Genomic DNA, 13253 nt, shown 5'->3' on the forward strand with positions numbered 1-13253 from the left:
AAATATGGAAAAATTAAAGGTAGGAATAATAAGCTTAGGGTGCGATAAAAATAGGGTAGATAGTGAGATAGTATTAGATAAATTAGGTAGAAGCTATACTATCACCAATAATCCTAAGGATTCAGATATAATTCTAGTAAATACTTGTGGATTTATAGAGTCATCTAAGCAAGAATCAATAAACACAATTATAGAAATGAGTGAATATAAAAAAGGTAAAGGTAAATGTAAGGTTATAGTTGTAACAGGATGTTTAACTCAAAGATATGGAAAAGAATTGCAAGAACTTTTACCTGAAGCTGATGTAATACTTGGAGTAAATGACTATGATAAACTAGAGGAAGCTATAGATAGGGCCTTAGTAAATAATGAAAAGTCAGTTTATTGTAATTATAGTGATGTAAATATAAACGAAGGTCAAAGAGTACTTACAACTTCTAAGCATTATGCATATGTAAGAATAGGAGAGGGATGCAGCAATTTCTGTACTTACTGCGCAATTCCACGTATAAGAGGGAAATATAGAAGTAGAAAGATAGAAAGTGTATTAGAAGAAGTTAAATCTTTAGGAGCACAAGGAGTAAAAGAAATAATATTAGTTGCACAAGATACAACTAGATATGGGATAGACCTATATAATAAAAAGATGCTTCCAGAGCTTATAAGAGAAATATCTAAGATAGATGATATAAAATGGATAAGAGTACTTTATTGTTACCCAGAAGAAATAACAGATGAACTTATAAATGAAATAAAAGTTAATGATAAGGTATGTAAGTATTTAGATATACCAGTGCAGCATATAAGTAACAATGTGCTGAAGCTTATGGGAAGAAGAGGAAGAAAAGAAGAAATAGTAAATGTAATACAAAGACTTAGACAAGAAATACCAGGTATGGCTATAAGAACTTCATTGATTGTAGGGTTCCCTGGTGAAAGTGAAAGCGATTTTGAGGAATTAAAAGAATTTGTTAGAGATACTAAGATTGATAAACTAGGAGTATTTAGATACTCTCAAGAAGAAGGAACTCCAGCGGCAGAAATGGAAAATCAAATAGATGAAGAAATAAAAGAAAAAAGAGAAAAGGAAATCATGGTTATCCAGCAAGAAAATTCTTACGAAATAAATAAAAATAAAGTAGGTAAGATATACGAAGTTGTTGTAGAAAATTTTGATTCTGAATATTATATTGGAAGAAATTATGAAATGACTCCCGAAATAGATGGTGCAATTTATTTTAAATGTGATAAAATATTAAATATAGGCGATTTTGTTAAAGTTAAAATTGAGCAAAATTTAGAATATGATTTAATGGGAGTTGTATATTATGAATCTAGCAAATAAACTAACTATTATCAGGATGATTTTGGTTCCGGTATTTCTGGTGTTTTTGGCAATAAAAGGAATGCCTTATGGAAAAAGTATAGCAACTGTTATTTTCATCCTGGCAGCTCTTACAGATAAGCTAGATGGCTACATAGCAAGAAGTAGAAATCAAATAACTCGTTTTGGAAAGTTTATGGATCCTTTAGCAGATAAACTTTTAGTTACAGCAGCTCTGGTATCATTAGTAGAGTTTCAAGTGCTTCCTGCTTGGGCAGCTATGATAATAATAGCAAGGGAATTTGCTGTAACAGGACTTCGCAGTGTAGCAGCAGCGGAAGGTGTAGTTATAGCAGCTAGCGGATGGGGGAAAGCTAAGACAGTTACCCAAATAGTAGCTATAATAGCAGCACTAATTAACTTAAACAAAGATAGTTTAAGTACTTTGTCAGTATTTACTGTTATACCATATAGCTATTTAGAGTTACTTGCTCAAATATCTATGGCACTTGCTATAATAATAACTATTGTGTCTGGGGTAGATTATTTTGTTAAAAATAAAGAAGCTATAAAACCTGATAGATAGAGATTAGGATTGATTAGAAAATATAAATTTGTATATAATAATTACTGCGGTAATTAAATGGCTATAGTTCCTAGATTTTCTAGGAACTATATTCTTATGTTGACCGTGTAATAAATTTATTATATAATTAATTGTGTAGAACAAATGTTCGAATGATGAAAAGTATGAAAGGATGGTGACTCCCTTTAAGGGGATAACATGAATAATGATAAATTAAAAGCAATTGAAGCAGCTATGGGACAAATAGAAAAACAATTTGGAAAAGGATCTATAATGAAACTTGGAGAACACAGTGTATTAAATTTAGATTCTATTTCTACTGGATGTTTAGGATTAGATATAGCATTAGGTATAGGCGGGGTACCAAGAGGAAGAATAATAGAAATATATGGACCAGAATCTTCAGGTAAAACTACTGTAGCACTTCATATAGTAGCTGAAGCTCAAAAGCTTGGAGGAAGTGCTGCTTATGTGGATGCAGAACATGCACTAGATCCATCTTATGCTAAAAAATTAGGAGTAGACATCGACAATTTAATAGTTTCCCAACCAGATACAGGTGAACAAGGACTTGAAATTACAGAAGCATTAGTAAGATCAAATGCCATAGATGTAATAGTAGTGGATTCTGTAGCAGCACTAGTTCCAAGAGCAGAAATTGAAGGTGAAATGGGAGATTCTCATGTAGGATTACAGGCAAGACTTATGTCTCAAGCCCTAAGAAAATTGGCAGGTTCTATTAATAAATCTAAATGTGTAGCAATCTTTATAAATCAGCTTAGAGAAAAAGTAGGAGTTATGTTCGGAAATCCTGAAACTACTACAGGTGGTAGAGCTTTAAAGTTTTATTCCAGTGTAAGAATGGATATCAGAAGAATAGATTCCATAAAACAAGGTGATGAGGTTGTTGGAAATAGAACGAGAGTAAAACTAACTAAAAATAAGGTAGCTCCTCCATTTAAAAATGCTGAATTTGATATAATGTATAATGAAGGAATATCAAGAACAGGTGATGTCTTAGATATAGGAGTAAAGGAAGAAATAGTTCAAAAAAGTGGAGCATGGTTTTCATATAATGATATAAGACTTGGCCAAGGAAGAGAAAATGCTAAACAATTCTTTAAGGAAAACCCAGAATTACTTAAGGAAGTTGAAACTAAGATAAGACAAAAATATGAACTGCCTTTAGCGCAAGAAGAGAAAAAAGCTAGTGAAGACAATAAACAGTCGAAAAATGATAAATAATAGTATAAAAGAAAAATAATGATTAATTAACTAGCTGTTCCACATATATAACTTGACATAATGACAAAATTAATATAAAATAAATACAAAATCTGGTTTAGCGAAAACATCCATTTGAATACTATGACACCTTTCTATGCTTTTATATTTACTAAAAATAGATAGAGAAGAGAAGCAGAGGAGGTGTTCATGTGAATCCAGTTTATGCTATAGTAATAACTGTTGTAATAGCAGTCGTTGCTATATATGTGGATTTTTATATAAGAAAAAACGTTTCCATAGCAAAAATTTCAAATGCTGAGGAAGAAGCCAAGAGAATAATAGGTGAGGCCGAAAAAAATGCCGAATCTCAAAAGAAAGAAGCAATTCTTGAGGCAAAGGAAGAAGTCCACAAACTAAGAAATGATCTTGAAAGAGAATCTAGAGATAGACGTAATGAAATACAGCGTCTAGAAAGAAGAATACTTCAGAGAGAAGAATTGCTTGATAAGAAAAGTGATATGCTTGAAAAAAGAGAAGAAAATTTAAATAAAAAGCAGCAGGAATTAGCTGACTTAGAAGCAAGTATCGAAGAAGTTTACACTAAGCAAAGAGAAGAGTTAGAAAGACTATCGGGTCTAACTTCAGATCAAGCAAAGGAAATATTGCTTGAAGAAGTTAGCAAGGAAATAAAACACGAAACCGCTATGATGATTAAAGAAGTTGAAACGCGAGCTAAAGAAGAAGCCGATAAAAAGGCAAGAGAAATTATAACATATGCTATTCAAAGATGTGCTGCAGATCATGTTGCAGAAACAACAGTACATGTGGTGAATCTTCCTAATGATGAGATGAAAGGACGTATAATAGGTAGAGAAGGTAGAAATATACGTACCTTGGAAACTCTTACCGGAGTGGATTTAATTATAGATGATACTCCAGAAGCTGTAATTCTTTCAAGCTTTGATCCTATAAGACGAGAAGTGGCTAGAATAGCCCTTGAAAAGCTTATAATGGATGGCAGAATTCATCCTGCAAGAATAGAAGAAATGGTTGAAAAGGCCAAAAAAGAAGTGGAAAATAATATTAGAGAAGAAGGCGAACAGGCTACTTTTGAAACTGGGGTACATGGTCTTCATTCAGAATTAATAAGATTACTTGGAAGGTTGAAATACAGAACTAGTTATGGTCAAAATGTATTAAAGCATTCTATAGAAGTATCTTACTTAGCCGGTTTAATGGCATCTGAGTTAGGAATGGATCCTACGCTTGCTAAAAGAGCTGGTTTACTCCATGATATTGGTAAAGCTGTAGATCATGAAGTAGAAGGTCCGCATGCGTTAATAGGTGCGGAAATAGCTAAGAAATGTCATGAATCTTCTGTAATAGTAAATGCCATAGCAGCTCATCATGGTGATGTAGAGTTCCAATCCCTTGAAGGAATATTAGTTCAAGCAGCAGATGCTATTTCTGCAGCAAGACCAGCTGCCAGAAGGGAAACTTTAGAAGCGTACATCAAAAGGTTAGAAAAACTTGAGGAAATAGCAAATTCATATGAAGGCGTAGAAAAGTCATATGCCATTCAAGCGGGTAGAGAAGTGAGAATAATAGTTAAACCAGAAGAAATAGATGATGCCGGATCAGTTGAAATGGCAAGAAATATTGTCAAGAAAATTGAAGGCGAATTAGAATATCCAGGTCAAATTAAAGTTAATGTTATCAGAGAAACCCGAGCAATAGAATATGCAAAGTAAATAATAGATCCTTTTAATTTTGTAAATACTAGAAATTTTGCAAAATTAAAAGGATTTTTTCATTATATGTAGAATATTATAAATAAAGCAATAATAAATAAAGTTATATATATAGGAGGTTTATTATGGAAGTATTAAAAGTTTCAGCAAAATCAAGTCCAAATAAAGTTGCAGGAGCATTAGCAGGGGTTTTAAGAGAAAAGGGAGGGGCAGAAATACAGGCTATTGGAGCTGGAGCGTTAAATCAAGCTATTAAATCTGTAGCTATTGCCAGAGGATTTGTAGCACCAAGCGGAATAGATTTAGTATGTATACCAGCTTTTACTGATATAGAAATTGATGGTGAAGAAAGAACAGCAATTAAGCTTATAATTCAACCAAGATAGTTAATATATTTATTATGTAAAGGGATTAAATTTAATCCCTTTATTGTTTTTTTGAGAATTTTAATAAAATAAAATTGCAATTGGTTGAAATTTTATATATTATATATATTATATAAATAGTGGGGGTGCTCAAATGATTTTATCAAAAAAAGCAAGTAATATAGAACCATCAATAACTTTGGCTATAACAGCTAAGGCTAAGGAATTAAAATCTCAAGGTATAGATATAATAGGATTTGGTGCAGGGGAACCAGATTTCAATACTCCAGCTAATATTAGAAATGCGTCCATAGAGGCTATGGAAAAGGGATATACCAAATATACTCCAGCATCAGGAATTATTGAGCTAAAGGAAGCTATAATAAATAAGTTTAAAAATGATAATAACTTAAATTATAAATCTTCTCAAATAATAATATCAACAGGAGCTAAACAATGCTTATCAAATGCATTTTTTGCAATCTTAAATCCTGGAGATGAAGTGCTAATAGCTACACCTTATTGGGTAAGTTATCCTGAGCTTATAAAACTTTCTGATGGAGTACCTGTATTTGTAAAAACAAGTAGGGAAAATAGTTATAAGTATGATATCGAATCATTAAAACAATATATAACACATAAAACAAAAGCTATAATAATTAACAGTCCTAATAATCCAACAGGAAGTATTTATACAAAGGAAGAGTTAATTAAATTAGCTGAATTTGCAAAAGAGCATGATTTGATTATAATTTCTGATGAAATATATGAAAAACTTATATATGGTGACGACGAACATGTGAGCATAGCTTCTCTAAGTGAGGATGCTTATAAAAGAACTATAGTTATCAACGGAGTTTCTAAGACATATTCTATGACCGGATGGAGAATAGGATATGCAGCAGCAAGTGAAGAAATAGTAAAACTTATGTCAAATATACAAAGCCATACTACATCTAATCCTAATTCTATAGCTCAATATGCGTCATTAGAAGCGCTTGCAGGAACTCAAGAGTTTATACAAGTTATGAAGCAAGAATTCAAAAATAGAAGAGACTATATAGTTACGAGAATAAATGGCATTGACAATATAAGTTGTATTGAGCCTAAAGGTGCTTTTTATGTATTTATAGATATATCAAAAGTCATAGGAAAAGCTATTGAAGAAGAAACTATAGAAAGTTCTTTAGATTTTTGCAGCAAGCTTTTAGAAAAAGGAAAGGTGGCGGCTGTTCCAGGAGAAGCGTTTGGAATAGACGGCTTTATACGAATTTCTTATGCAACATCTATGGAAAATATACAAGAAGGATTGAATAGAATAGAAAACTTTATAAAAATATGTATATAAAACTTATAAATTATTAAATTAATGGAATACTAAGTAGAAATTGGCGTATGAATTGGTTATAATTTATATAGAGGTGATACTAATGATAACAAGAGATATAATTGTAAAAAGTTCTACAGGACTTCATGCTAGACCAGCTACACTACTCGTAAAAAAGGCATCATCATTTAAATCTGATGTGTACATTGAATTTAATGGCAAGAAAGCTAATGTTAAAAGTTTAATAGGAGTACTTTCTTTGGCTGTTACCAGTGGTGCAAACATTACTGTTTCTGCATCTGGTGACGATGAAACTTTAGCTGTAGAAGAAGTGAGTAAATTAATAGAAACAATGGAATAATAAATAATAAAAGGCGTTTTTACGCCTTTTATTTATGTTCTTGAGTATTTTTTTATTTTTACTAGTAATAATATTAGATACACGCCTGCGGCTCCAACAATTATATAGAGTATTCTAGATAAAAGGTTTGCAGGTTCTCCAAAGATTGCACTAACTAAGTTAAAGTTTAATAATCCTAATAGTCCCCAATTAAGAGCGCCGATAATAACTAATATAAATGCAATTTTGTCAAAAAGATTAAACTTGTACATAATTGCCTCCTTATAATAAATATAATTTTTGTTCCTAATAGATTATATTATTAGGAACTATTTAATAGAACATATTTTTATATTAATAAATACGAACTATATAGTGTTAAAAGGATAAATATTATGTTATAATATGAATAAAGAGCGAAAAATAACTTTTTATATTCGGAGGTTAACAGATGAGAAATACATATAATACACCCTTAAACTCTAGATATTCATCTAAAGAAATGAGTTATTTGTTTTCAGATGAAATGAAATTTAAAACTTGGAGAAAATTATGGGTTGCTTTAGCAGAAAGCGAGAAGGAGCTAGGATTAAATATCACCGATGAGCAAGTAGAAGAATTAAAGAAAAATATTGATAATATAAATTATGAGGTTGCTGAAAAAAGAGAAAAGGAAGTAAGACACGATGTTATGAGTCATGTATATGCCTATGGAGTACAATGTCCTGCAGCAAAGGGGATTATACATTTAGGGGCTACCAGCTGCTATGTTGGTGATAACACTGATATAATCATAATGAAAGAAGCATTAAAAGTAGTAAAAAATAAAATAATAAATGTAATTAATGAGTTATCTAAGTTTGCTGTTAAATATAAAGATGTGCCTACATTAGGATTTACTCACCTTCAGCCTGCTCAGTTAACAACAGTAGGAAAAAGAGCAACTTTATGGATTCAAGATTTGGTTTTAGATTTGGAGAACATAGAATTTGTGCTTGAAAAGATGAGATTTAGAGGAGTTAAAGGTACTACAGGAACTCAAGCAAGTTTTATGGAGTTATTTAATGAAAATGAAGATAAGGTAAAAGCATTGGATAAGATGGTTTCAGAGAAAATGGGATTTGAGGATGCTTTTAAAGTTACAGGTCAAACTTATCCAAGGAAATTGGATTCAATAGTATTAAACACTTTGTCAGAAGTTGCCCAAAGTGCTTATAAATTTAGTAATGATATAAGACTTCTTCAAAGTATGAAAGAAGTAGAAGAACCATTTGAAAAAAATCAAATAGGATCTTCAGCAATGGCATATAAGAGAAATCCAATGAGATGTGAAAGAATAGGGGCACTTGCAAGATATATAATAGTAGATGCTCTAAATCCTGCTATTACTGCATCTACTCAGTGGTTCGAAAGAACTTTAGATGATTCTGCAAATAAAAGAATATCTGTTCCAGAAGCATTTTTAGCTTTAGATGGAGTGCTTAACTTATACTTAAATGTAAGCAGCAACATGGTGGTATATGAAAAAGTTATAGCTAAACATGTTAATGATGAACTACCATTTATGGCAACTGAAAATATAATAATGGAATGTGTGAAAAAAGGTGGAGACAGACAAGAATTACATGAAAAAATAAGAACACATTCTATGGAAGCTGCGCATAGAGTAAAATCTGAAGGATTAAACAACGATCTTTTAGACAGAATAGCAAATGATTCGTTTTTTAATTTGACTAAGGAAGAAATATTAAGCTCAGTAGATCCTAATAAGTTTGTTGGAAGGGCGCCTTCTCAGGTAATAGACTTTGTTGAAGAAGTAGTTAAACCAATATTAAAAGATAATGAAAAGTTATTAGGATTACAAGCTGATATACAAGTTTAAATAACAAAATAATCAAGTTTTTTAGGTTCTCTTTAATGAGAACCTATTTATTTTTTCATAAAATAGATCATTGGCAGAGTTGAGTAGTCATAATAAATATTATGTAAATGAAGTTCAAATGTAAACCCAAAATATTATATAATAATTTTTAGCAATCAAATATAATAATAAACGATATTTGCAGAAATAATAAGACATAATAAATATTATGTAAATAAAGTTAATAGTAAACTAAAAAAAATAGATATACAATAAAAACATAAAATTTAGAAATATACTTCTTATAACTTAAAAATTCAAGCAATACGAAGCTATGAGAGTAAACATATTACAACATTATAAAGAATATAATTAATGAAGATATTCAAATGAAGTAAAAATAAAATATCTTAAATAAGTTTATGAAGGAGTGATATCTTTGAATAGTATAAAGGTTGGAGTAATTGCAGGAACTCCTGTAGACACTCAAATGGGAGTGGAATTTTTAAATTCAAAAGGGATTAATGCACTAGGATATCCTGTATCTTTATGTTCGGAAGAACAGTCTAAACTTCAAATATTATCTCCAATTGAACTTACTAATATTATTAGAGAAATAATAAGTAAAATAAAGCATGAAGGTATTGATACAATAATTATATATTGTAATTCTTTAAGTGCAGCAGTCGATATGGACAAGTTATCTATAGAAGAAAACATAAGAATAATTACTCCACTTACTGTTTACAAAAATATTGCTTCTGAATATAAAAGTATTGGAGTGCTTACAGCTAATAATCAAAGTTCTGCAGGTATTGAAAAGATTGTACAAAGCGTAAACTCTGATTGTAATGTTATTGGAATAGGAATACTTCCTGTAGTTATGGAAATAGAAAAGGGTGTATCTGCTGAAAAAATAGTTGAAAAGTTTGCACTTAGAAATGTAATGGAGTTTTTTAACTCTATAAATGCAGATGTAGTTCTTCTTGGATGTACTCATTTTCCTTATCTGCATAGTGAGTTGAAAAAATATGCATCTATTCCTATTCTTGATCCTGCAGAATTAATATATGATATGATATGTAACGTTTGATGTTATGGATTAAAATGAAGGGGTATATTATTAAATTAACCTTATGCATATTCAAAATATAGTAATATAGATAGAGGACCCCTTATTTTATTTCTTGATTGATAGGGATTAAAGAAGATGACTCCCATTCAACACAGGAATCATCTTCTTAATCATTAATAGTCTTTTTAAAATTATTCTTAATAATAGAGTACATTCTATTATATACTTATGATCTTTAAGTTTATAAATTAAATACCCCTACCTACTTCATAACCATTCCAAATAGCATTCATGATATTGTGTACCTCTCTAGAATCACCAATGTTATAGAGGACTTTATCACTATCGTTTAGACTGTTGTATAACGCATTGTTTTGACTATAGCCCACAGAGGTTATAACAGTATCCGCAGGGATTTCTTTTTGTCCTTCTGTATTGGTAATAATAACTACACTCTTGGTTACTTTTTCAACTTTAGTATTTTTATATACATCTACATTATGGAATGCTAGTAGTTCCACTAACATAGAGTAATTCATCATCGGCATTCCGTGAGGCCCACCAAGAATGTCACTTTGCATTTCAACAATACTTACTTTTTTGCCCATTTGTGCTAGCCATAAAGCTGTTTCACAGCCTACTAGTCCACCGCCAACAACCACTACTTCTTTGCCTGCTTTGGATACATCCATTAGCACATCACTTGCGGTATATACGTTATTTTCACTTCCAAAATCAATGTTGATTGGATGAGCACCAGTTGCAACTACTATTATATCTGCATCAAATTCATCTACATATGTTTTGTCAACTGAAGTATTCATAACAACGTTGATATTAAGCTTTTCTAGCTGAGTTTCATACCATTTGATAAGTGATCTATCGTCTACTTTGAAATTTGGAACACTACCTGGAATAATATTGCCACCCAATTGACAACATTTTTCAACTAAGGTTACTTTATGGCCACGAATGCTGCAGACACGTGCACATTCCATACCAGCTAAACCACCACCAATTATCAACACTTTTTTCAGTGCATCCGTTTTGCTCAAGCCATAACTTTTCTCTCTTCCACAAGCAGGATTTACTGCGCAGGATAAAGGTGAGCCTGTGGCGATTCTTCCCATACATCCATCATGACAGGAAAGGCAAGGACGAATATCTTCAAAATTACCGGTACGAATTTTTTCTGGAAGGTAAGGATCAGCAAGTAATGGACGTCCATAAGAAACGATATCGCAACATCCATTCAATGCATCTAATGCAATATCAGGGTCATCCATTCGACCTGCAAGAATGATGGGAACATCAACAGCTTTTTTCATAGCTCGTCCGAATTCACGGTACATTCCTTTTTCAAAATACATTGGTGGATGATTCCAATACCAGGAATCATAGGTTCCTGCATCAACATTAAACATATCATAACCAGCTTCAGCTAAAATCTTAGCAGCAGCCAAGCCTTCTTCTAAATCCTTTCCTTGTTCTTCGCATTCTTCTCCTGGAAGAATACCTTGACGAAGAGCCTTGATAAAAGATTTGACGCTGAAACGTAAAGATACTGGAAAATCTTTACCACAGACTTGTTTGATGCCTTTTACAATATCAGTTGCAACTTTTAATCTTGCTCTTAAATCTCCGCCGTATTCATCAGTGCGTTTATTGTAAAAACTGATAGCAAATTGATCAAGCAAGTAACCTTCATGTACTGCATGAATTTCAACTCCATCAAAACCACTCTTTTTTGCAATTGCTGCAGATTTTATAAAATTATTAATCAAAGTATGGATTTCATCAATTGTCATTTCACGATGAATGATCTTTGGTTCAAAGCGATTTTCATTAACCGAAGGAGCGATATGTGTCTTTACCAGTCCTGGAATTGCGGAACGTCCCAAACCACCAGTGAGCTGCATAATTATTTTAGAATCATAGGTATGAATTCTTTCAATCATGGATCCAACAGATTGTCCAAATAAAGCTGGCCTGTAAGTTGGACATGGCATTATCAAATCCGTCATTTCGTTATAATCTATGTTGCAGATACCTGTAATAATTAAACCCGTACCGCCTTTAGCACGTTCTATATAGTAGTTTTGGGCATTTTCATTAAATCCGCCATTTGGATCAGCATAGAAAACCAATCCCATTGGAGCCATGGAAATTCTATTTTTTACTTTTAGCTTACCAATTGTAATAGGCTCAAAAAGTTTTTGATATTTATTCATGAAAATTCCTCCTTAAAATTTTAATTGAATCGATTCTATGAATTGATTATGTTAAAATCATAACAATATTACTTTCACTAATCAAATATAAACATCGTAAAATACCTTTCTTCAAATAGAATAGATATCTTAAGCTTGAAATATCTCTTATTTCCAATATTATCATAATATTTAGTATAGTGTTGGAATTCTGTTTATAATGTCAGAAAAACATTTGATATGATATAATTAAACGAATCTATAAAAAAGGACTGATATTGTGGAAAAAATGACAAATCGTCAAAAACAAGCTATTAAAACAAAAGAGAGAATATATAATATTTCAGTAAAATTAATTAAAGAACACGGATATGATAATGTTAAAATAATTCACATTTGTGAAAAGTCAGGAGTTTCTGTTGGTACCTTTTATCATCATTTTAAAAATAAAGCGGGAATTATTATTGAGCTATATTCAATATGTGATGCTTATTTTTCGGAAAATATTCTTCCATCTTTATTGAAGCTTTCCAATCCTTACTGTGACAAAATCATGGATTATATTATTCATCAAATGCAGTATGCAATTGATATTGGCTGCGACTGCATTACACAATTATATAAAGCACAGGTTACAGATGGTAATGAATTTTTTTTATCCATGGACAGGGGATTGCCAAGTGGTCTTTGTTATTTGATTCAATGTGCACAGGACAAGGGGGAGCTTCGAAATAATGTTTTTGCGGTTGAGTTAGCACAGGAAATTTTGATTATTTCAAGAGGAATCCTTTATCATTGGTGCGTCTGTGAAGGAAAGTCAGATATTATTTATGAAGCAAAACATATGATTTCTAATTATCTAAAATCTTATGAAATTTAATAGCAAGATGTAATATTTATATAAAAAGACCTATAAAACTTTTATCTAATTTTATAGGTCCTTAATTATTAACGAATATATAAAAGATATAAGCGACATAACTTCAATCATTTCTATTTTATTTGTTTTAAATATTTACTAAGTTTTATTGACATATATGGGTATAGGGAATATAATATATTATATGAATGGTTATTCATATGTTCATTCGATGCAATGAACATACTTTATTATTTACATAAGTTACTTAAGTAGATTAGATGTAGTATAAGATTTAATTCATATAGATGAAAGCACTAATTAATAT

The 13253-nt window shown here is 31.1% G+C and carries 12 protein-coding genes; 10 read left to right on the forward strand and 2 right to left on the reverse strand.

Annotated features, from left to right (window positions below; translation table 11 throughout):
- Nucleotides 1–4: 4 nt before the first annotated feature.
- From rimO to DP68_RS06600, 7 genes are all read left to right on the forward strand, one after another.
- Nucleotides 5–1345 carry a 30S ribosomal protein S12 methylthiotransferase RimO gene (gene rimO, locus DP68_RS06570; protein ID WP_035307670.1) on the forward strand — a complete coding sequence of 447 codons (1341 nt, stop codon included), beginning with the start codon at nucleotides 5–7 and terminating at the stop codon, nucleotides 1343–1345.
- Entirely contained in the window at nucleotides 1329–1910 is a 582-nt protein-coding gene (gene pgsA, locus DP68_RS06575; RefSeq protein WP_035307671.1) for a CDP-diacylglycerol--glycerol-3-phosphate 3-phosphatidyltransferase, read from the forward strand. Before rimO ends, pgsA begins: the two co-directional genes overlap by 17 nt.
- Before the next feature lie 198 nt (nucleotides 1911–2108).
- Nucleotides 2109–3155 carry a recombinase RecA gene (gene recA, locus DP68_RS06580; protein WP_035307672.1) on the forward strand — a complete coding sequence of 349 codons (1047 nt, stop codon included), beginning with the start codon at nucleotides 2109–2111 and terminating at the stop codon, nucleotides 3153–3155.
- Nucleotides 3156–3346: 191 nt separating this feature from the next.
- Entirely contained in the window at nucleotides 3347–4888 is a 1542-nt protein-coding gene (gene rny, locus DP68_RS06585; RefSeq protein WP_035307673.1) for a ribonuclease Y, read from the forward strand.
- Between the two features lie 125 nt (nucleotides 4889–5013).
- A complete protein-coding gene (locus DP68_RS06590) occupies nucleotides 5014–5274 on the forward strand; it encodes a stage V sporulation protein S (RefSeq protein ID WP_035307675.1) in 261 nt (86 codons plus the stop codon).
- Between the two features lie 133 nt (nucleotides 5275–5407).
- Nucleotides 5408–6601: a pyridoxal phosphate-dependent aminotransferase gene (locus DP68_RS06595; RefSeq protein WP_035307676.1), complete on the forward strand. Its 1194-nt coding sequence runs from the start codon at nucleotides 5408–5410 to the stop codon at nucleotides 6599–6601.
- An 82-nt stretch (nucleotides 6602–6683) separates the two neighbouring features.
- Nucleotides 6684–6941 carry an HPr family phosphocarrier protein gene (locus DP68_RS06600; RefSeq protein ID WP_035307678.1) on the forward strand — a complete coding sequence of 86 codons (258 nt, stop codon included), beginning with the start codon at nucleotides 6684–6686 and terminating at the stop codon, nucleotides 6939–6941.
- A 32-nt stretch (nucleotides 6942–6973) separates the two neighbouring features.
- Here the strand turns inward: DP68_RS06600 and DP68_RS06605 are convergent, their stop codons facing one another.
- Nucleotides 6974–7192: a DUF378 domain-containing protein gene (locus DP68_RS06605; protein ID WP_035307680.1), complete on the reverse strand. Its 219-nt coding sequence runs from the start codon at nucleotides 7190–7192 to the stop codon at nucleotides 6974–6976.
- 179 nt (nucleotides 7193–7371) lie between these two features.
- Between DP68_RS06605 and purB the strand changes: the two genes are divergently transcribed.
- Together purB and DP68_RS06615 are read left to right on the forward strand one after the other, a co-directional pair.
- A complete protein-coding gene (gene purB, locus DP68_RS06610; protein ID WP_035307681.1) occupies nucleotides 7372–8802 on the forward strand; it encodes an adenylosuccinate lyase in 1431 nt (476 codons plus the stop codon).
- 418 nt (nucleotides 8803–9220) lie between these two features.
- A complete protein-coding gene (locus tag DP68_RS06615; protein ID WP_052085673.1) occupies nucleotides 9221–9874 on the forward strand; it encodes an aspartate/glutamate racemase family protein in 654 nt (217 codons plus the stop codon).
- Nucleotides 9875–10104: 230 nt separating this feature from the next.
- On the opposite strand, the gene DP68_RS06620 is transcribed toward DP68_RS06615, so the two are convergent.
- A complete protein-coding gene (locus tag DP68_RS06620) occupies nucleotides 10105–12087 on the reverse strand; it encodes an FAD-dependent oxidoreductase (protein WP_035307684.1) in 1983 nt (660 codons plus the stop codon).
- 268 nt (nucleotides 12088–12355) lie between these two features.
- Between DP68_RS06620 and DP68_RS06625 the strand changes: the two genes are divergently transcribed.
- Nucleotides 12356–12946 carry a TetR/AcrR family transcriptional regulator gene (locus DP68_RS06625; RefSeq protein ID WP_291547859.1) on the forward strand — a complete coding sequence of 197 codons (591 nt, stop codon included), beginning with the start codon at nucleotides 12356–12358 and terminating at the stop codon, nucleotides 12944–12946.
- Nucleotides 12947–13253 lie beyond the last annotated feature (307 nt).

This window comes from Clostridium sp. HMP27, assembly GCF_000765165.1.
Classification (GTDB): Bacteria; Bacillota; Clostridia; order Clostridiales; family Clostridiaceae; genus Clostridium_AK.

Excerpts from the sequence above, each read along its gene's own strand:
- DP68_RS06600 (WP_035307678.1), top strand. The coding sequence starts at position 6,684 with ATGATAACAAGAGATATAATTGTAAAAAGTTCTACAGGACTTCATGCT.
- purB (WP_035307681.1), top strand. The coding sequence starts at position 7,372 with ATGAGAAATACATATAATACACCCTTAAACTCTAGATATTCATCTAAA.
- pgsA (WP_035307671.1), top strand. The coding sequence starts at position 1,329 with ATGAATCTAGCAAATAAACTAACTATTATCAGGATGATTTTGGTTCCG.
- rimO (WP_035307670.1), top strand. The coding sequence starts at position 5 with ATGGAAAAATTAAAGGTAGGAATAATAAGCTTAGGGTGCGATAAAAAT.
- DP68_RS06625 (WP_291547859.1), top strand. The coding sequence starts at position 12,356 with ATGACAAATCGTCAAAAACAAGCTATTAAAACAAAAGAGAGAATATAT.
- DP68_RS06605 (WP_035307680.1), bottom strand. The coding sequence starts at position 7,192 with ATGTACAAGTTTAATCTTTTTGACAAAATTGCATTTATATTAGTTATT.
- recA (WP_035307672.1), top strand. The coding sequence starts at position 2,109 with ATGAATAATGATAAATTAAAAGCAATTGAAGCAGCTATGGGACAAATA.
- DP68_RS06590 (WP_035307675.1), top strand. The coding sequence starts at position 5,014 with ATGGAAGTATTAAAAGTTTCAGCAAAATCAAGTCCAAATAAAGTTGCA.
- DP68_RS06595 (WP_035307676.1), top strand. The coding sequence starts at position 5,408 with ATGATTTTATCAAAAAAAGCAAGTAATATAGAACCATCAATAACTTTG.
- DP68_RS06620 (WP_035307684.1), bottom strand. The coding sequence starts at position 12,087 with ATGAATAAATATCAAAAACTTTTTGAGCCTATTACAATTGGTAAGCTA.